General features: G+C 28.2%; 20 protein-coding genes. 5 read left to right on the top strand and 15 right to left on the bottom strand.

All coding sequences use genetic code 11. The features are described from left to right. Window positions 1-3: 3 nt before the first annotated feature. The 5 genes from kdpC to GOM42_RS06075 all read right to left on the bottom strand — a co-directional run bounded on the left by kdpC (window position 4) and on the right by GOM42_RS06075 (window position 6,064). Window positions 4-600: a potassium-transporting ATPase subunit KdpC gene (gene kdpC, locus GOM42_RS06095; RefSeq protein ID WP_003456358.1), complete on the bottom strand. Its 597-nt coding sequence runs from the start codon at window positions 598-600 to the stop codon at window positions 4-6. A 14-nt stretch (window positions 601-614) separates the two neighbouring features. Then, the gene (gene kdpB / locus GOM42_RS06090; protein WP_003456252.1) at window positions 615-2,681 is read right to left on the bottom strand and encodes a potassium-transporting ATPase subunit KdpB; all 2,067 of its coding nucleotides are present in this window, start codon (window positions 2,679-2,681) and stop codon (window positions 615-617) included. A gap of 13 nt (window positions 2,682-2,694) precedes the next feature. Further along, window positions 2,695-4,431: a potassium-transporting ATPase subunit KdpA gene (gene kdpA, locus GOM42_RS06085; RefSeq protein ID WP_110077418.1), complete on the bottom strand. Its 1,737-nt coding sequence runs from the start codon at window positions 4,429-4,431 to the stop codon at window positions 2,695-2,697. A 353-nt stretch (window positions 4,432-4,784) separates the two neighbouring features. Continuing rightward, window positions 4,785-5,216, bottom strand: coding sequence for a MarR family transcriptional regulator (locus GOM42_RS06080; RefSeq protein WP_003456274.1), 432 nt, complete (start codon window positions 5,214-5,216; stop codon window positions 4,785-4,787). A gap of 206 nt (window positions 5,217-5,422) precedes the next feature. After that, window positions 5,423-6,064, bottom strand: coding sequence for a pentapeptide repeat-containing protein (locus GOM42_RS06075; protein ID WP_003456145.1), 642 nt, complete (start codon window positions 6,062-6,064; stop codon window positions 5,423-5,425). 128 nt (window positions 6,065-6,192) lie between these two features. On the opposite strand from GOM42_RS06075, the gene GOM42_RS06070 reads away from it, so the two are divergent. Further along, on the top strand, window positions 6,193-6,348 hold the full coding sequence (locus tag GOM42_RS06070) for a hypothetical protein (RefSeq protein ID WP_003456266.1): 156 nt from the start codon (window positions 6,193-6,195) through the stop codon (window positions 6,346-6,348). Between the two features lie 94 nt (window positions 6,349-6,442). Here GOM42_RS06070 and GOM42_RS06065 read toward each other — a convergent pair whose 3' ends face one another. Beyond that, window positions 6,443-7,057, bottom strand: coding sequence for an NUDIX hydrolase (locus GOM42_RS06065; protein ID WP_003456298.1), 615 nt, complete (start codon window positions 7,055-7,057; stop codon window positions 6,443-6,445). 212 nt (window positions 7,058-7,269) lie between these two features. Between GOM42_RS06065 and GOM42_RS06060 the strand changes: the two genes are divergently transcribed. The 3 genes from GOM42_RS06060 to GOM42_RS06050 all read left to right on the top strand — a co-directional run bounded on the left by GOM42_RS06060 (window position 7,270) and on the right by GOM42_RS06050 (window position 9,574). Further along, on the top strand, window positions 7,270-7,488 hold the full coding sequence (locus tag GOM42_RS06060) for a hypothetical protein (protein ID WP_003456139.1): 219 nt from the start codon (window positions 7,270-7,272) through the stop codon (window positions 7,486-7,488). 191 nt (window positions 7,489-7,679) lie between these two features. Continuing rightward, complete coding sequence (locus GOM42_RS06055) at window positions 7,680-8,270, top strand: metal-dependent hydrolase (RefSeq protein ID WP_003456331.1); 591 nt, start codon at window positions 7,680-7,682, stop codon at window positions 8,268-8,270. Between the two features lie 101 nt (window positions 8,271-8,371). Next, the gene (locus GOM42_RS06050) at window positions 8,372-9,574 is read left to right on the top strand and encodes a collagen-like protein (RefSeq protein ID WP_003477639.1); all 1,203 of its coding nucleotides are present in this window, start codon (window positions 8,372-8,374) and stop codon (window positions 9,572-9,574) included. A gap of 94 nt (window positions 9,575-9,668) precedes the next feature. Here GOM42_RS06050 and GOM42_RS06045 read toward each other — a convergent pair whose 3' ends face one another. The 5 genes from GOM42_RS06045 to GOM42_RS06025 form a co-directional block, all read right to left on the bottom strand. Continuing rightward, window positions 9,669-10,964, bottom strand: coding sequence for an FtsX-like permease family protein (locus GOM42_RS06045; protein ID WP_003468551.1), 1,296 nt, complete (start codon window positions 10,962-10,964; stop codon window positions 9,669-9,671). A 10-nt stretch (window positions 10,965-10,974) separates the two neighbouring features. Next, window positions 10,975-11,892 (bottom strand): hypothetical protein, encoded by a 918-nt coding sequence (locus GOM42_RS06040; RefSeq protein WP_003456383.1) that lies wholly within the window; start codon window positions 11,890-11,892, stop codon window positions 10,975-10,977. 47 nt (window positions 11,893-11,939) lie between these two features. Beyond that, window positions 11,940-12,602, bottom strand: coding sequence for an ABC transporter ATP-binding protein (locus GOM42_RS06035; RefSeq protein WP_252597723.1), 663 nt, complete (start codon window positions 12,600-12,602; stop codon window positions 11,940-11,942). A gap of 210 nt (window positions 12,603-12,812) precedes the next feature. Beyond that, on the bottom strand, window positions 12,813-13,349 hold the full coding sequence (locus GOM42_RS06030; protein WP_003456157.1) for a glutathione peroxidase: 537 nt from the start codon (window positions 13,347-13,349) through the stop codon (window positions 12,813-12,815). 216 nt (window positions 13,350-13,565) lie between these two features. After that, window positions 13,566-14,777, bottom strand: a complete 1,212-nt coding sequence (locus GOM42_RS06025) for an NAD(P)/FAD-dependent oxidoreductase (protein WP_003456357.1) — start codon at window positions 14,775-14,777, stop codon at window positions 13,566-13,568. A gap of 299 nt (window positions 14,778-15,076) precedes the next feature. Here GOM42_RS06025 and GOM42_RS06020 point away from each other — a divergent pair, with 299 nt between their 5' ends. Further along, window positions 15,077-15,304, top strand: a complete 228-nt coding sequence (locus tag GOM42_RS06020) for a single-stranded DNA-binding protein (protein WP_003450420.1) — start codon at window positions 15,077-15,079, stop codon at window positions 15,302-15,304. Between the two features lie 103 nt (window positions 15,305-15,407). Here GOM42_RS06020 and GOM42_RS06015 read toward each other — a convergent pair whose 3' ends face one another. The 4 genes from GOM42_RS06015 to GOM42_RS06000 all read right to left on the bottom strand — a co-directional run bounded on the left by GOM42_RS06015 (window position 15,408) and on the right by GOM42_RS06000 (window position 18,891). Next, window positions 15,408-16,313 (bottom strand): HAMP domain-containing sensor histidine kinase, encoded by a 906-nt coding sequence (locus GOM42_RS06015; RefSeq protein ID WP_003456262.1) that lies wholly within the window; start codon window positions 16,311-16,313, stop codon window positions 15,408-15,410. Window positions 16,314-16,326: 13 nt separating this feature from the next. Continuing rightward, window positions 16,327-17,079 carry an ABC transporter permease gene (locus GOM42_RS06010; protein ID WP_110077414.1) on the bottom strand — a complete coding sequence of 251 codons (753 nt, stop codon included), beginning with the start codon at window positions 17,077-17,079 and terminating at the stop codon, window positions 16,327-16,329. Beyond that, window positions 17,072-17,992 (bottom strand): ABC transporter ATP-binding protein, encoded by a 921-nt coding sequence (locus GOM42_RS06005; RefSeq protein WP_003456219.1) that lies wholly within the window; start codon window positions 17,990-17,992, stop codon window positions 17,072-17,074. The genes GOM42_RS06010 and GOM42_RS06005 overlap by 8 nt, the downstream gene beginning before the upstream one ends. A 209-nt stretch (window positions 17,993-18,201) precedes the next feature. After that, window positions 18,202-18,891: a response regulator transcription factor gene (locus GOM42_RS06000; RefSeq protein ID WP_003456183.1), complete on the bottom strand. Its 690-nt coding sequence runs from the start codon at window positions 18,889-18,891 to the stop codon at window positions 18,202-18,204. Window positions 18,892-19,067 lie beyond the last annotated feature (176 nt).

The following is a 19,067-nucleotide window of genomic DNA, read 5'->3' as shown; positions in this document are numbered from 1 at the left end:
CTCCTATTCTCGTAATATACCATCTAAAGCAAGATTAACTTTTAAAACATTAACTGTTTTTTCTCCAAAAATACCTAAAAATCTTCCCGTAGTATATTTATCTATTATTTCATTAACATAATCTACACTTAAATTTCTCTCCTTAGCAATTCTATCTACTTGATATTTTGCTGCTGCAACAGATATATGTGGATCTAATCCACTACCTGATGAAGTTACCAAATCTACAGGAATAGGTTCTTCTTCCTTACCTTTATTGTAACTTCTTATTCTCTCTACCCTCTCTTTTACTAACTTTTCATATTCTTCACTTGCTGGACTTAAATTTGATGGAGATGAATACATTAATGGTTTTCCATTGCTATCCTTAAACATTTCTACATTTATATTCATAATCCTTCCCCACAAATATTTATTATCTGTAAATTGTTGACCTAATAACTCACTTCCATATTTTTTACCATCTACTTCTATAATGCTTCCATTTGCCTCTTCTTTAAATAAAACTTGTGCTAACACAGTCGTTGATACTGGATAAATTATTCCACATAATATTGTAAAAACCAAAACAGCTAAAATAGACTTCCTGATAATTTTCATATTAATCTTCCTCTCTAAACTATTCCTAACATTGTTATTAAAATATCTATACCTTTTATAGCTATAAATGGAGCTATAATACCTCCTAATCCATATACAAATAAGTTTCTTGATAATAACTTATTTGCTGAGACCTCTCTGTATTTAACGCCCTTAAGAGCTAAAGGAATTAAAAATATTATTATAAAGGCATTATATATAACTGCAGATAATATTGCACTTTCTGGACTTTGAAGATTCATTATATTTAACCTTGATAATTCAGGAAATAACCCTATAAAAAGTGGAGGAATTATGGCAAAATATTTTGCTATATCATTAGCTATGCTAAAAGTTGTAAGTGCACCTCTAGTCATAAGAAGTTGTTTCCCTATTTTTACTATCTCTATTAATTTAGTTGGCGATGAATCTAAATCTACCATATTTCCAGCCTCTTTAGCCGCTTGTGTTCCTGTGTTCATTGCTACAGCTACGTCTGCCTGTGCTAGGGCTGGCGCATCATTAGTTCCATCTCCAGTCATGGCTACTAAATGCCCCTTCTTTTGAAAGTCTTTTATCATGTTTAATTTACCTTCTGGAGTTGCTTCCGCTAAAAAGTCATCAACCCCAGCCTCTGCTGCAATTGCTGCTGCAGTAAGTGGATTATCTCCAGTTATCATTATTGTCTTTATTCCCATTTTTCTTAAATCAGAAAATTTTTCTTTAACACCTCTTTTTACTATATCTTTTAAATATATTATTCCTAAAACTTTATAATTTTTAGCTACTACTAAGGGAGTTCCTCCTTTCCTAGCAATTTCTTCAACTTTTTTCTCACATTCATCAGAAAAATCCCCACCATGTTCAGTTATATATTTTTTAATAGATTCTGCTGATCCTTTTCTTATTTCATCTCCATTAAAATCAACACCACTCATTCTTGTTTTAGCAGTAAATTCAATAAACTTAGCATTTGAAGAACTTAAATCTCTTCCTCTAATTCCAAACTGTTCTTTTGCTAAAATAACTATACTTCTTCCTTCTGGAGTTTCATCTGCTAAAGATGATAATTGGGCGGCATCTGCAAGTTCTTCTATATTAGCCCCATCAACAGGTAAAAATTCACTAGCCTGTCTATTTCCTAAGGTAATTGTTCCAGTTTTGTCTAACATTAAAATATCAACATCTCCTGCAGCTTCTATGGCTCTTCCACTCATAGCTAGAACATTAGCTTGGTTTAATCTACTCATTCCTGCTATACCAATGGCAGATAATAAGGCTCCTATTGTTGTAGGTGCAAGACAAACTAATAAAGCTAATAATGATGTCACTGAAGTGCTATTTATAACTCCATTCTGATTAGAAGCAAATTCTGAATAAGCATATAATGAGGCTGTAACAACTAAAAATATTATTGTAAGAGAAACTAATAGTATTTGAAGAGCTATTTCATTTGGAGTTTTCTTTCTAGAGGCTCCTTCTACCATAGCTATCATTTTATCCATAAAACTTTCTCCAGGGTTATTACTTACCTTAACTACTATATAGTCTGATATAACTTGAGTTCCTCCAGTTACGGCACTTCTATCCCCTCCACTTTCTCTTATAACAGGAGCTGATTCTCCTGTTATTGCACTCTCATCTACTGATGCAGCTCCATAGACCACATCACCATCAGCAGGTATTTGTTCACCGGCCTTAACTATTATTAAATCTCCTTTTCTTAGCTCTGTTGAATTAACCTTACTAACCTTTTCCTTTGTCTCTATGGACTCTATTCTGTTAGCCAAAATATCTTTCTTAGCAGAGCGCAAAGCATCAGCTTGTGCTTTTCCTCTACCTTCTGCAATAGCTTCAGCAAAATTAGCAAATAAAACAGTAAACCAAAGTAAAATTGAAATAAATAATATAAAAGATGGTGAGTTATCTTTTATTCCAAATAGTGAAAAAACATATAAAACTGTGGTTAATATAGAAGCTATATATACTATAAACATTACTGGATTCTGTAATTGAATCTTTGGATTCAATTTTATAAAAGAATCTTTCATAGCTCTTTTAATCATTTTACTATTAAATAAAGAATTTTCTTTCTCCTTCATACTTTTCTCCTCCTTAAGCAATCATCTGTAAAAACTCAGCGATAGGACCTAAAGCAAGTGCTGGGAAAAAGCTTAAAGCACCTACTAATAAAACTACAAAAATTAGTAATCCTATGAATAATAAATTATGTGTTGGCAATGTTCCTACACTAGTTGCAACTTTTTTCTTTTTCACTAAGGAACCTGCAATGGCAAGTGTTGCAATCATAGGTACAAATCTAACAAATAACATGATTAATCCTATACTTACATTTATGAATACAGTATTAGCTCCTAAGCCTGCAAAGGCTGATCCATTATTTCCTCCTGCTGAAGAATAAGCATATAAAATTTCTGAAAAGCCATGGGCTCCTGAATTAGTTAAACTATTTAGTATTTCTGGATTAATAGATGCTAAAGCGCTTCCTATAAGAATAGAAATAGGAGTTGCTAAACATATAAGCATTGCCATTTTCATCTCATAAGGCTCTATTTTTTTACCTAAATATTCTGGAGTTCTTCCAACCATAAGCCCTGCTATGAACACAGTTATTATTGCAAATGCTATCATTCCGTAAAGACCACACCCAACACCTCCAAACACAACTTCTCCAAGCTGCATTAAAAGCATTGTAACCATTCCACCTATTGGAGTAAAACTATCATGCATAGAGTTTACAGAACCATTTGATGCTGCTGTAGTAAAAGCTGCCCAGGTACTAGAACCAACTACTCCAAATCTACTTTCCTTACCTTCCATATTTCCACCACTCTGATCTATATATCCTAAGTTTACATCTCCATTTTGAGCTAATTGTGGTGTTCCATTAGCTTCACTTACTCCGATTATGCATAATGCAATAATAAGCAAAGTAAACATAGCTATAAATATAGCTCTCCCTTGTTTTTTATCCTTTATATTTCTACCAAAGGTAAAACAAAGAGCCGCTGGAATCAAAAGTATAGATAACATTTCTAATAAATTTGAAAAAGCTGTTGGATTTTCTAAAGGATGAGCTGAGTTTACCCCGAAGAAACCTCCTCCATTAGTTCCTAATTGTTTTATAGCTACCTGGCTTGCTGCTGGTCCTTGAGGTACTATTTGACTAGTAACTCTATTTCCATCATCTAAAACAATTTCCTCTAGTAAAGCTACCTCTTCATAAGGTTTAAAATTTTGTACTGTTCCCTGCGAAACTAATAGTATTGAAAGAACTATTGAAAGAGGAACTAATAAATAAAGAACAATCCTTGTTAAATCCCTCCAAAAGTTTCCTAATCCACTTTTGTTTACCCTTGTAAATCCTCTTATTAAAGCAAACAAAACAGCAATACCAACTCCTGCTGATAAAAAGTTTTGAACTGTTAATCCAAGCATCTGAGTTAAATAACTTAATTGACTTTCACCAGAATAAGCCTGCCAATTTGTATTTGTAATAAAACTTGCTGTTGTATTAAAACTCAAATCCCATGAACTTCCACTTATTCCTTCAGGATTCAATGGTAATACTCCTTGTAACAAATTCAAAGCAAATAAAAATATAAATCCTACAGCACTAAATGCTAAAACTGAAAATGAATATTTTTTCCAATCCATATCCTCTTCATTGATTCCTAGAACCTTATATATAAAATTTTCACAAGGTAATATTAATTTTGATAAAAATACCTTTTCTTCATTCATAACTTTTCCGATATATTTTCCTAACGGAATTGCTAATAGAACTAAAATTATTAAGTATAAAGAATACTGTAAAATTGCATTACTCATTTCTCTCCCCCCTAAGCAATATATACCAAAGGTAAATAAATAGTATTAAAAATGTTAATCCAGTGATGATTAAAATTAAATCCATATTTCTCTCCCCTTTCTTAAATTATTATATTTAAAAGCGTATTAAGATGGCGTTAGAGTTTTATTTGTTAGTATTAAGATTGTATAAAGATTTTCTTCTTAAAATTTTATAAAAAAAGTCTTTAAGAATTAATCTTAAAGACTTTATGTATACTTCTATTTATTTTTTGCTCTTGTCTTAACTAAAAAATAAAATTTACTATATAACACGTAAATTTATCCATATTTAATATAAAAAAAGCATATATATATGCTTATATACATGCTTTTTATTTTAATATTTCTAGTAATGAGTCTAAATTTTTCTTAAGTTCTAATATTTGCTCTTTTTCTATTCCTAAAGAACAAAAAGCCTTTCTTGGCACATCTATCATATCATCTTTTAAATTTCTTCCCTCATCTGTTAATTCAACTATTACAACTCTGTCATCCTCTTTTGATCTATATTTTGTTACAAGATTCATCTTTTCTAACTTTTTTATAAGAGGTGTTAAAGTTCCAGAATCAAGATGCAATTTTTCACCAATCCCTTTAACTGTTATTCTTTCATTTTCCCACAAAACAAGCATTGTTAAATATTGTGTATAAGTTAAATTATATTGATCTAAAATAGGTTTATATTTCTTTATAACTTCTCTTGAAGAAGCATATAATCTAAAACAAAGTTGGTTTTCTAACTTTAAAATATTATATTTATCCATAATAGCTCCCTTTAATCCTTTAAATATGCTACATTAAATTTTATACAATTAATTATAAAATTAAGATATTACTTTTTTATTATATTGTCAATATAAATTCGATTTATAATATCAGTTTTTAGTAATGATTTAATGATATAAGTATATAGGCAAATACTCTCCGATAAAGGTAAGTAGATAATTACATTTTATCTGTCTAGCTCTATCTATTTTATTATTATATCTAAAAATTTACTTAATTCTAAAGCTTGATAAGCTGTAAAAATTCCACCTTTTAAGTTTTCCATGTTTAAATCTATATCTTCTATATTACAAGTTCTAAAATCAATATCCTTAATATTTGTTCCTCTAAATATAGACTCTTTTAAATTCACATTTTGAAAATTCACTTTTTTTAAGTTAGCTTCTTGAATAACAGCTCCTGTTAAATCACAATCTTTAAATTCCACCTCTTTTAAATTACTAAAAGATAAATTAATATATTTTCCTAAACAATCTTTAAAAGAAATATTGTTTAATGATGATTCATCAAATCTACTTCCTATGATTTTACAGCCTTTAAACTCTACTCTATAAAACCCACCATCAAAAAATTCGCAATTAGATAAATCACACTTTTCAAATTTTACATCTGTCATATCTATTCTATTAAAATTGCAGTTTATAAATATAACATTTTTAAATATACATGAATCAAGCTTTATTGAACTCTCTTCTAAATTTTCTATAATTACATTTTCTATTATAACTTCCTCTAGTTTTTCTTCTTTCAAAATTTCTTCTGCTACATCATCTACATTATTTAATTCTAAAGGAATTTTAGGTAACTCTATTTCCCAAACTTTCATACTTGTATCTCCTAAAACAAAAATTATATTTAATATGAATTATATCATACAAATATGGCTCTAATTTACAATATAATTTTTAAAATTTTTTACATACTAATAATATAAACATATAGGGAGTTGATTTTATGAAAAGTAAAAACAAAAAAGAATATTCTAAAGAAAATTACTTAGCTAATGGCCATAAAACTCAAAATCAATGGGCTAAAAATCATATTAACACAAGTATAGAAGAGCCAGGAATAAATGAAAGTGGAATAGAAGCAAAAAAACGCGGCTTCTAAATATCTTCTTTCTTATTTAACTAAAATCTAAAAGCCATAATATTTAAATTTTTAATTTTGAACTTAAATATTATGGCTTTTAATATAATAAAATTTAATCAAATTTAGGCTTAAAGCTTGGGTTATTATATGCTTCAAAACACATCTGTATTTGTTCTTTTGTATTTCTAGTCAAAGATAACTTTGGAAGATTATTTAGTTCAAAAAATCCACATGTCTCAGTCTCAATATTATCATTAAAATTAACATCTAAAAGATCACAAAGAATAAAAATTTTATAAATACTTTGAACCATTAAAGGTTTATTATGTTTATTTCTATCTAAAATTGCAATTATACTTTTAGGTTTAACCTTTGCCCCCGCTTCCTCATATGCTTCTTTTTTTATGTTTTCAGATACTGATAAGTTTATATCAGCCCATCCTCCTGGCAAACTCCAAGTGCCATCTAATTTTTCTTTTACCAATAAAATTTTATTTTCTTTTATTATAGCAGCCCTTACATCAACCTTAGGGGTTAAATATCCTCTTTCTTCAAATAAAACTTCCTTAACTTTATGTAATTCTAAATTAGTACTTTCACTAATAATATCAGCTGCAATATTCTTTAATTGATTAAATCTATCTATATCATACACATCTTTAGAGTAAGTTAATCCTGCTTGAGCAATAGAATCTATCTCAGTAGCCCATTTTAATAATTTATTCACAATAAAACCTCCAATTCAAATTAAAATTCTCGCAAGTTAATTATAATAAATTTTTCAAAATTAAAGATTACATTTTACATACTTTGCCCACTTTTACCTGTTTTTTGACCAGTTACGCACAAACTATTCCATCATCTTTAAATTATTGTTAGAATACACTTGTAATATTTCTTAAGTAAATATTTATTTTTATTAAGCAAGGGGTGATTTTTTTGAAACATACAAAAAGGATTTTAACAAGTGCAATTTTAATTACATTAATAACTCTTTTTTCTCCCTTAATACTTAAAAATAGCATAGCTTTATATATTGAACAAAGAGTATCTTATTTTACATCTTTAGAAGTTGTTTCAAGTATTATAAGTCCCATACTTGCTTTAATATCAATATTTTCAATTGCATATTCCATAATTGTAATTAAAAATAAATAATTACTTATTAATGATTTTACTTTAATTTAGTAAAAAACCTTACATAAAATTACCACCATAACTATTGATCCTAGAAATAGAACTGTCCACTCTATTTTTAGGATTTTTATTTTTTTCTTCTTTATGTAAAATGAATATTATGATAATATTTTTAATATAAACTAATGATAATTATTTTTAAAGGAGATTTTATGACAAAAGAAACTCATTCAACTGGAGGCGTATGCATTTCTTTAATAATGCTAAATACAATTTTAAGCCTGTTCTTATTTCCATATGATATAGCTTATAAAATTTTATTAATAGCATTATTTTTTCATTTTTCTTATATAGGATCTCTATTTCCTGATATAGATCAAAGAAAATCTTCAATTAGTCAAATGTATCCTTTTCTTTCAAAGCATATAGGTAGTAAATGTAGACATCGTGGCTTTACTCATAGTTTACTATGTCTATCTTTAATAGTATTAACCTTATATATTATTTTAAATGTTAGTAACTTCAACATAATATTATTAATAATTTCAATAGGATTTATAGCTGGATATATATCCCACTTAACTTTAGATTTTTTAACTTCAGAAGGAATAGAACTTTTCTATCCTTGGAAAACTAACTTTAAAATAGCCAAAATTAAAACTGGATCAAAAACTGAAAAGATAATAAATAAAATACTAAAAATATTTAATTTCCTTCTCATTATATATAACATAGTCTTAATTTTATCTGATATTTTAGGAATAAATATATTAAGTTTTATAAGTAAAAGCACTCTATTTTGAGTGCTTTTACTTTTTATATAAAATATTTTGGAACAACATAATAAAAATTTCATAAACTGATATTATAAAATTGATTTTAATAGTATACAAGGAGTTTTGTTATGATAAGAAAAATTTATAATCCTAATAGATATTATGATGATTACAATAGATATAATTGTTACGATAGATATAATTGCTATGATGATGAGTATTGTCAAGATGATTATTATTGCAAGGAAGACTGTTATTGTAAAGATGATTGCTATTTAGAGATAAATTGCAATTGTTGCGATTGTTGTAAACCTGGACCAAGGGGTCCAAGAGGACCTCAAGGTCCTAGGGGTCCTCAAGGACCAAGAGGTCCTATGGGATGTCAAGGTGAGCGTGGTCCAATAGGTCCTATGGGCCCTATGGGACCTATTGGACCTCAAGGTCCACAAGGTGAACAAGGTCTTACTGGCCCTCAAGGCCCTGCTGGTCCTCAAGGCGAACAAGGTCCACAAGGTGATCAAGGTCCTGTTGGTCCTATAGGCCCTCAAGGTCCTCAGGGTGAGCAAGGTCTTACTGGTCCTCAAGGTCCTGCTGGTTCTCAAGGCCCTGAAGGTCCTACCGGTCCTCAAGGTGCTACTGGCCCTCAAGGTCCTGAAGGTCCTACTGGTGCTCAAGGAGATCAAGGTCCTGTTGGTCCTCAAGGAGCTCAAGGTCCACAAGGCCCTCAAGGTCCTCAAGGTGCTACCGGTCCTACTGGCCCACAGGGTCCTCAAGGTAATCAAGGTCCTGCTGGTCCTCAAGGCCCTGTTGGTCCTCAAGGTCCTCAAGGTGAACCTGGAGTGGATTTTGATGATACCTTATTAGTTAGTTATTCCTCATTAACTTCTCAAAATGTTAATGCTAATGGTATATTCACTTATAATATCCAAAATCCTAATGGCTCAACTTTTACAGCAATAACTGCCAATATAGCAAACGGAACATTTACAATAAATGAACCTGGAAGATATTTATTTATGTGGTCATTTAATTTAGATAACACAAATAATACCACAGCTAGCGCTATAGTATCTTTATTTAGAAATGGTTCTAGAGTATTTTTATCTGGAACTCCTAGAGTAGCTCCTGGTGAAATAGGCGTAGTAAATGGAAGTATTGCCGTAAATGCTAATGCTGGTGATGTATTTGCTTTAGTTAATAATTCTACAAGAAACGTTTTATCACAAATAATATCTTCACCAATTTCTGTAACTCCAGCTATCTTAGGAGAATCTACAGGAATAAATTCAGGAATAGGATCTTGGGTTCAAATAGTTAGAGTATCTGATTAATAAAAAATTGACTAAATAATTAGTTAACTTTAAATTATAAACCGCACATCAAAATATTAAAGATGTGCGGTTATTTTATAAAAAATTATTTTCTTTATCTTATTGCAGTTATTACATCAGTTTTAGCCGCCTTTCTAGCAGGAAATATCCCTGCAATAAAACCTATAACTAAACAAAAAACAAGAATTCCTAAAATCAATGAAAAACTCGGAACTGATATTTTCTCTATAGGTTGTCCCATCATATTTTCAGTAATTGATTTTGCAACAGAATTTATTCCTAAAGTTGCTAGTACTCCAAGTATTATTGAAATAAATCCACCTGTAATAGAAATTGCACAAGCTTCACCAACAAATATTTTTATGACATCCCTTACACTTCCACCAATTACTTTAATTACTCCAATCTCCCTATTTCTCTCATAAATAGCCATATCCATAGTATTAGTTATTCCTAAAGCAGCTACTAAAAGTGAAATTCCTGCTAAGGAACCAAGGATTATATTGACACCTAGTAACATTGACCTTGTTTGTTTTTCAAACTCTTTAAAAGAACTTGTTTGGTATCCCATATTTCTTAATGTTCCCTCATAAGATTCTAACATTTCTTTATCATCTACCCTAACATCTATTCCTTCATATGTAGTAAGTTGTTCTTTTAAAAACTCTTCATCTACTAATGGCGCTCCCTTTATTATATCTTCAACAAGTTTACGCGAACCTTGTATTTCATAATTTTTCTGACCATTTCCACTTGATAAAATCCCAACAATATTACAAGTTATTTGTTTGCTTTTAAGAGGATTTCCTTTGTCATCAGAACCAAAATCTTCTCCTCCTAACTTTACTCTTTTTCCAATAAGTTTTTGAAATTCAGAATCATCTTTAACCTTATCTTCCCAAGAGTATCCTAAAAGTTCCTTAGCTACATCATAACCAAGTAATAATTCTTTGCTTCTATTTTTAGGTACTTTTCCAGCTAAAAGAGAACTTTCAGAAATTAAATTAGCCTTATCATTAGCTAATATTCTTGCATAAGTCTGATTTTTCCCATATTTTATTTGAGTATGAGCATACCTCTTAGGAATAACTTCTGAGAAATATCCTAATTTATTCAACTCTTCAACATTTTTATCTGTTAACTTAGTTTTGGTGGTACTATCTTTATTATCTTCAGTTTCTGATTTCCAATTAGGATAAATACTTATTACTGAAGTATCCATTAAACTTTCCATTTCATAGGTTAAGTATCTTTCAAAACCATTTGTTATTGAAATTATTATAAAAATTGCAAGACACCCAATTATTACTCCCATCATAGTAAAAATTGTTCTTGTTTTTCTTTTCCACATATTTCTCCATATTATGGATAACAAATCATTAAACTTCATAAATTCTCACCTAAAATCCGAATAAACTCTTTATTAATGATATTAACCCTAATTTATTCTTTTTTGGTACTGTCTCTTCCACAGGCATCATAGCTGGTATAATACATGAACTTGTTGAATTATATTTCTTACCTGTAGCATCTTCATAAGTAACTTCAATGGAAGCATTTCTTTCTTCTTCAGAAGGAGTTATTGCTACATCCATATATTCCTCCCCTTCTACATCAATAGTTCCTATATTTTGTTCCATGACCTCAGTGCCTATAGTAACCTTAGCATTTACATTTTTTATTTTTGTTTTACTATCATTCCTTAAGGCAGCACTAATAGTACTTTCAGTTGGAGTAACTCCACTTATACTTAAACTTGGAGTGTTCTGAATCATTACCCCTATAACTTTTGTTATTTCTTCTTGCTCTTTTCCTTTTTCATTAAACATAAGGCTAGTAACAAAATTGTGTACACCAGCTTTTATATTAGGATCACTTGCTAAAGTCACGCTAACATATTTAATATCATTACGTGCAATGCTTCCTACATATATTTCATTTGTTGTCCCAACTGGCATGAATCCATCTAGTGTTCCTTTTCCCTCAACATTTACAATTTTAAGAGAAACTCCATATAGACTACTTCCACTTATATTTTCAACTTTAAAGGTTAATGTAAATGGTATTCCTGGCTCTATAACTTCTTCATCTATTGATACTGAACTTATTATTAAATCCTTTGATTGAATATTGCTTATTTGAGTATTTAATTGCTCTCCCCCACTTGAATTATTATTTTCACTGTTATCACTTTGATTTTGAATTTCAGATAGTGCATTAGAAACCTTATCTGTAAAACCTAATGCTTTTTGTGGAACTGATACAGTCGTCAATATTGTAGTTAAAGCTAAAACTAAACCCAAATTTCTTTTTTTCATAATTTCTCCCCCTAAATTCACCTAATTTATATAAATATTAATTTTAATTATTTTAGACCATCTTCCATTTTTATAACTCTATCTGCGTATTCATAAACCACTTGTGAATGAGTTACCACAACAAAAGTTGTATTAAAATTTTTATTTAAATCCTTTAATAAATCTAAAATTTCTATGGTAGTCTTACTATCTAAATTCCCCGTAGGCTCATCAGCTAGTATTACACTTGGATTATTTATTAAAGCTCTTGCTATAGATACTCTTTGTTGTTGTCCCCCTGATAATTCTGATGGTTTATGATTCATCCTATCAGCTAATCCAACCTTTTCTAGCATTAATTTTGCTCTTTCTATTCTTTCCTTTTTAGAAACTCCTGAAAAAATTAGTGGCATCTCTACATTTTCTAAAGCTGTAAGTTGAGGCATTAAATTATAACTTTGAAATATAAACCCCATATTTTTTCTTCTAAATAAAGCTAATTCATTTTCATTTAAGCCTTCAATATGATGTTCATTTATTACTATTTCTCCTTCATCACAAGGCATTATACCTCCTAAAATATTTAAAAATGTAGATTTTCCTGATCCTGACTCTCCTATAACTGCAGTAAATTCCCCCTTATTAATTTCTAAACTTATTCCCTTTAGAATTTCAACAGAAGTATCTCCAACCTTAAATGTTTTCTTTATATCTTTGCATTGAATTATCATTCTTCCCCCTACTTTAACATTTCATATTTACTTTTCTACTATGAAATTTTACAAATTATCACAATTAAGTATATCTTTATTAGAATTCGACTTAATAACAAATTAATTACTCTATGATGAATATTAAGTTAATAAATATTAAATAAAATATTAAAAGGCTTATGATTAGTATTAACAATCTAATCATAAGCCTATTTCTTAAAAAATATATTATTCTTCTAATAATTCTTCTATTAATTCATCTAACTTTTCAGGTTCAAATGTAGGTGCAAATCTAGCAACAACTTCACCATTTTTATCTATTAAAAACTTAGTGAAATTCCACTTTATTTCTTCTCCTTCTGTAGTAAATCCTAAGCCTTTTAATTTATCATAAAATCCTAAAGATGTTTCATCTTCCTTTGCCATTGGAGCTTCTTTCTTTAAAAATTTGTATAATTCACAAGCATTCTCTCCATTAACCTCTACTTTTGCAAAGGTCTTAAATGTAGTTCCATAATTTAACTTACAAAATCCAACTATTTCTTCATTACTTCCTGGTGCTTGCTCAAAGAACTGGTTACATGGAAAATCTAATATTTCAAACCCTTTATCATGGTATTTTTTATAAAGCACTTCTAATCCTTCATATTGAGGAGTAAATCCACATCCTGTTGCAGTATTAACTATTAAAAGAACCTTTCCTTTATACTCCCCTAAAGAAACCTCATTTCCTTCAATATCCTTAACTTTAAAATCATATAGCATAATTAAATCTCTCCTTTTAATGTATTTTAATACCTTTTTAATTTATCCTATAAAAATTTTTTTAATACAAAAATACTGAAAATTTTTTAAAATTATATAAAAATTAACTAATTCCACCTTTAAAATATAAAAAACTTACAAAGAGATTTTGAGAATTAGTAGATGAATCCTCATATCCTTTGTAAGTTTTTACTTTGACAATTTTAATTAAAGAATTTAAAAATCACTTCCTGCTAAGTATCCTGTTGAAAATGCCATTTGAAGATTATATCCACCAGTTTCTGCATCTATATCTATAACTTCTCCTGCAAAATAAAGATTTTTTATAATCTTTGATTCCATAGTAGAGGCATTTATTTCTTTAACCTTAACGCCACCAGAAGTTACCTGAGCTGCCTTTATAGTTAAAGTTTCTCTTACAGTAAGTTTCATCTCTTTAATATATGAAATTATTTTATTTTCATCTTCTTTTTTCAAATCACTAGCCTTAATCTCTGTTAATCCTAGCATTTCAAATATCTGTTTTAAAAAGTTTTGTGGTAATGTTCCTTTTAAATTATTTAATACAGTTTTATTAGGATTGCTTCTTATTATCTGTGATAATTCCTCCTTGGATTTATCACTTAAAAAGTCTAAGCTTAGCTCAACCTCTCCTTGATCTAAAGCCTTAGTTATATAAGAAGATAATTTTAGTATTGCAGGACCAGATACTCCAAAGTGAGTAAATATCATATCTCCAAATTTCTCATACTTTTTCTTTTTTATTTTAGCTGAAACAACCACATCTTTCATAGCTACTCCTTGAAGATTTTTAACGAAGTCTTCTTTAGTAACAAGAGGAATTAAGGCTGCATGAATAGGAGTTATTGTATGTCCATATTTCTCTAATATACCGTACATTTCTCCATCTGACCCTGTATTAGGAAAACTCTTTCCACCTGTAGTTATTATTATTTTATCACCTAAAATCTTTTTACCTTGCTCTGTTATTATTCCTTTTATTTCATCTTCCTCAACTATAAAATCACATACCTTAGTATTGTATAAAACTTTTACTCTACAATCATTTAATTCATTTTTAAATATGCTTATTACTTCTTCTGCTGTATCGCTTTTAGTATATACTTTTTGATCTAATTCAACCTTATACTCTAAGCCCTTTTTACTTAAAAAGTCTAAAAGTTGATAGTTTGAAAATGTATATAATGCACTATACATAAACTTGTTATTTGTAACTATCTTATCAAAAAACTCTTCTATTTCTCTATTGTTAGTTATATTACATCTTCCGCCACCAGTAAGTCTAAGCTTTTTACCGATCTCATTATTTCTCTCTATAAGCACAACCTCATTATTAGCTGATGCTGTTAAAGATGCCATTATTCCTGCTGGGCCTCCCCCAACTACTATTACCTTTTTATTACTCATTTGTTGCCTCCAAATTTTATTTTGAAAATATCTCCAAAAATTTATATCTTATTCTTTATGATTAACTGAAATTAAATTCTACTTTTAATAATTTAATTTTAAAAAATATATAAGTATTATACACTAAAAAAGGTGAGCAAAACTACATAATAATTTAACTCACCTTAATATTTTTTACTTAAGGTCAATTGCTTTATAATCTTTTATTTAACTTAAAATCACTTCTAAAGTTCTTAATAAAAAATTTTAAGCATATATTATACTTAGTAGTTTAATTTACGTTTTAAGGAGGTTTTCTTATGAATTCAATATTACCACAAGCAGTTAATCTATTAAGTTATATAAATTCTGGAGAAACATTCATAATAAAAGATCTTTTTCCTAAAATAATTTGGGATAAGCTATCATATACAGAAAAGAGAACCTTAGAATCCGCATTTTTAAAGCATATAAATAAAAAAGTTGATCTAAGAATTAAAGCACTTAATGAAATAAGAGAAGGACTAAAAGTTTACGAAAAACTTTAGAATTATATTTATTAAAATAAAAAAATAAGCAATTTAATTTCAAATTGCTTATTTTATACTTCTAAAAATTAATTTTTCTATTCTTTCAAAAGTCTAAATCCTTTTAACTTTCTAAACTCCATATTATATTTATAACAAGCCTATTTCCAACCTTTTTAGCCTCTATCTTTTGTCCTTGCTTTTCTACTAATAGTTTAACTATGGCTAGCCCTAAGCCAGTATTTTGCCCTGTTCTCATTCTATCCTTAGTAAAGAACTTTTCAAAGATTCTATTTACATCCTTAGGTTCTAATTCTTCTGCTTTATTAGAAAACTCCATTACTATGTATTTATTTTTCTTCTTTAAGGATATTTTTACTTCCCCTTCACCATGCTTTATGATATTTTCAATTAAATTAGTAAATATTCTATTTAAAGCCTGTTTATCACCTAATACAGGTCCTAAGCCCTCTTCAATATTAATTTCTGGTTCTCCAAATTTATAATCTAAGGTTTCATAAAAAGCCGCAATAATTTCACCCAAGACTAATTCTAAATTAACAGGTTCAAGTTTAATTTCATACTGATCTGCTTGTATTCTAGATAGTCCATAAAAATTAGTTATTAAATCATTTAAAACTAAAGATCTTTTTTCTATTATTTTTAAATATTCTTTTCTTTCCTCTTTATCTAATTTATCATCATTTAATAAATAAACATATCCCATTATAGAAGTTAAAGGAGTTCTTAAATCATGAGACATATTTGCAATGGCTTCTCTTAACTCCATATCCTTTTCCTTATAAATATTCTCCATTTTTCTTTTATCATCTATTAATGTATTTATCTCTACTATTAAATTTTCAATATTTTTATTTGGAAGTGATAATCTTAATTTTTCTATTTTCCCCTCACTATTTAACTTTTTTAACTCCAAGGTTAATCTATTTATTTCTTTAGTTTTTAAAATAAATATTATTAAAAGCACAATAAGGATTGTCAAAGACAATCCTATTATAAATCCTTCCAATATACCTCCTCCTTTATTTAACTTCTTGTTTTCTTATTACTAAAATTCCTAAAATTAAAAATACTACTGTATTTATTATTCCTACTATAATATTAGTTCCTATTATTTTTGTAGTTAAAACTTCACTGACTAAACTCTTTAAAGGATTAAATAATAAATAAGGATAAATTAAAGTGAAAATTCCTTCATATATACTTGATAATATAGAAAATATCATTGGTACTCCAGAAACAATACCTAAGATAACTACAACTGCTAACCCTTCCTTTTTAGTTATTATGGTAATAAAATCATATATAGCTAATGCACTAATATATATTGGGAAAGCTATTAGTAATCTTAATATTACTTCCATAAAATCTGAAAATCCATTAGGACCAACTAATCCTAAGGCATAAGAAGTTCCTATCATAGTTAATACTGCTGTTATTTCAATAACTAAAAATATAATTACCTGAACTCTATATTTACTTAAATACACTTTTTCCCTTGATATACTTGAAGAAATTAAATTTTTAAGAGTATTTTCTTTATATTCTTCTAAAACTATATCTATAAACATAAGCATTATCCATGGAATAGCTCCCATAAAGTTAATTGTTATAAAAACTAATGCTGAGAAATCAGGTATTCTAGAATTTTCTAAGAAAGCATAATGCATAGCTATTCCGGCTAAAATTATAAGTAAATTAAATATTATACAAATTGTAATATATAAAGGTCTTCTTGCTATCTTATAAAGTTCTGCTTTTATTAAATTAAGCATTATATTCACCTCCAATTAAATCTACAAAGTAATCTTCTAAATTAACTCCTACTCTTTCTAAAGAATAAACTTCAACTCCACTTTCTACTAACGCTCTGTTTATTAATTGAGGTTCATCTAACTTATTATAAATCTTAATAAATCTATCAGGTAAAACTTCATATGAGTTATTATCTAAAACCTTTTCCAATATTACTGCAGCCTTTTTACAATCGTCAACTTTAATAAGCAAATGATTCCTACATTTCTCATTAAGTTCCTCTGATGAAATCTCTTCTATTATTTTCCCATCCTTTAAAAAGCCATAACAATTTGCAAGTTGTGATAACTCTCCTAAAATATGACTTGATACTAATATTGTAACTCCATTTTTCTTATTTAAATTAATTAATACTTCTCTTACTTCTTTAATTCCCATAGGATCCATTCCATTAGTAGGCTCATCTAAAATAAGTAATTCTGGTTCTCCTAAAAGTGCCAAGGCTAATCCTAATCTTTGCTTCATACCTAGTGAAAACTTTTTGAACTTTTTATTTCCCACATCTCCAAGTCCAACCATTTCTAAGATTTCATCAATAGATTTTTCTCCTACTATTCCTCTTTGAATTCTATAATATTCAAGATTTTGCTTTGCTGTAAGAAAAGAATAAAATGATGGAGTTTCTATTATATTGCCTATTTTCTTATGCTCATAAAGCTTTTTCTTTTCATCAATTTCACCAAAAAGTTCTATTTCTCCTGAGTCATAGTTAGCTAAGGATAAAATAATTCTTATTAAAGTTGTTTTACCAGCACCATTTTTCCCAACTAAACCATATATATCGCCTTTTTTTAGATTCATACTTAAATTATCAATAATATTTTTCTTACCATAATTTTTGTTTAAATTTCTTATAGAAATTATATTTCCCAAAATATTTACCTCCTAACAAGTTTTCTCTTTATCTTTCTCTATGTTTATATAATAAACCTTAAGTCTCAAAATACCTTAAAGAAAACCTTAAGAAAGTCTTAATTTTTCTATTAACTCTTAATTAAATGTATATTTAAAATATAAACTCCTCTATATTTTGATATTTATTCAAATCAACTTATTAAGGAAATTATGAATCATCAATGTAGCTAATCCATTTTAAAGCCTACTCCCCAAATAGTTTTTATATAATCATTTTCATTATCTAAAAGATTTATCTTATTTCTAAGATTGCTTATGTGAACATTTATAGTATTATCATCACCTAAAAACTCCTCTTCCCATACTGTTTCAAATAAGTTTGCCTTAGTAAAAACTTTCTTTGGATTACAAACTAAAAGTTCTAATATTTTAAACTCTTTAGAAGTAAGTTGTATTTCCTCTCCCTTAACCTTAACTTCTCTACTTCTAGGTTCTAATATAAGGTTCTTATATTTTATTGTCTCTACACCTTCACTTGAATTTGTTATTTTACTTCTTCTTAAAAGCGCTTCAACCCTAGCTAAAACTTCATTAACATCAAAAGGTTTACTTATAAAATCATCAGCACCTAATTTTAAAACATTTATCTTATCCTCCATTGCAGTTTTTGCTGATATAACTATTATTGGAGTGTTCTTTATCTTTCTAATCTCCTCTATAAATATTTCACCAGTTATACCTGGTAGCATAAGATCTAAAAGTACCATATCAAAATCAAAAAATTCTAAACACATCTTACCTTCAGATCCTGAAAATGCTTGTCTAACTTTAAACCCTTCCTTCTCTAAAATTTTACTCAATAAATTATTTATATCTATATCATCTTCAACTATTAAAATACTTTCTGAATTAATCATAATTTTAACTCCCCTAAAAATTAATTTATAATTGTATTTTTAAAACTTTCTATACCAAAATAATACCATAATACTATAGTTAGATTTATTTAAAATAATCTTAAATTTAATTTAACCCTTAATATAAAAATAAAATTTATATATTAATATCAAATTAAAGATTGGAAAGAATGTAT

The organism is Clostridium sp. 16K-1-R1 (genome assembly GCF_023921145.1).
GTDB lineage: Bacteria > Bacillota > Clostridia > Clostridiales > Clostridiaceae > Sarcina > Sarcina perfringens.
The sequence above is the reverse complement of the archived record's forward strand: the minus strand, read 5'-3'. Positions and strand labels throughout refer to the sequence as shown.

Excerpts from the sequence above, each read along its gene's own strand:
- kdpC (WP_003456358.1), bottom strand. The coding sequence starts at position 600 with ATGAAAATTATCAGGAAGTCTATTTTAGCTGTTTTGGTTTTTACAATA.
- kdpB (WP_003456252.1), bottom strand. The coding sequence starts at position 2,681 with ATGAAGGAGAAAGAAAATTCTTTATTTAATAGTAAAATGATTAAAAGA.
- kdpA (WP_110077418.1), bottom strand. The coding sequence starts at position 4,431 with ATGAGTAATGCAATTTTACAGTATTCTTTATACTTAATAATTTTAGTT.
- GOM42_RS06080 (WP_003456274.1), bottom strand. The coding sequence starts at position 5,216 with ATGGATAAATATAATATTTTAAAGTTAGAAAACCAACTTTGTTTTAGA.
- GOM42_RS06075 (WP_003456145.1), bottom strand. The coding sequence starts at position 6,064 with ATGAAAGTTTGGGAAATAGAGTTACCTAAAATTCCTTTAGAATTAAAT.
- GOM42_RS06070 (WP_003456266.1), top strand. The coding sequence starts at position 6,193 with ATGAAAAGTAAAAACAAAAAAGAATATTCTAAAGAAAATTACTTAGCT.
- GOM42_RS06055 (WP_003456331.1), top strand. The coding sequence starts at position 7,680 with ATGACAAAAGAAACTCATTCAACTGGAGGCGTATGCATTTCTTTAATA.
- GOM42_RS06050 (WP_003477639.1), top strand. The coding sequence starts at position 8,372 with ATGATAAGAAAAATTTATAATCCTAATAGATATTATGATGATTACAAT.
- GOM42_RS06045 (WP_003468551.1), bottom strand. The coding sequence starts at position 10,964 with ATGAAGTTTAATGATTTGTTATCCATAATATGGAGAAATATGTGGAAA.
- GOM42_RS06040 (WP_003456383.1), bottom strand. The coding sequence starts at position 11,892 with ATGAAAAAAAGAAATTTGGGTTTAGTTTTAGCTTTAACTACAATATTG.
- GOM42_RS06035 (WP_252597723.1), bottom strand. The coding sequence starts at position 12,602 with ATGATAATTCAATGCAAAGATATAAAGAAAACATTTAAGGTTGGAGAT.
- GOM42_RS06030 (WP_003456157.1), bottom strand. The coding sequence starts at position 13,349 with ATGCTATATGATTTTAAAGTTAAGGATATTGAAGGAAATGAGGTTTCT.
- GOM42_RS06025 (WP_003456357.1), bottom strand. The coding sequence starts at position 14,777 with ATGAGTAATAAAAAGGTAATAGTAGTTGGGGGAGGCCCAGCAGGAATA.
- GOM42_RS06020 (WP_003450420.1), top strand. The coding sequence starts at position 15,077 with ATGAATTCAATATTACCACAAGCAGTTAATCTATTAAGTTATATAAAT.
- GOM42_RS06010 (WP_110077414.1), bottom strand. The coding sequence starts at position 17,079 with ATGCTTAATTTAATAAAAGCAGAACTTTATAAGATAGCAAGAAGACCT.
- GOM42_RS06000 (WP_003456183.1), bottom strand. The coding sequence starts at position 18,891 with ATGATTAATTCAGAAAGTATTTTAATAGTTGAAGATGATATAGATATA.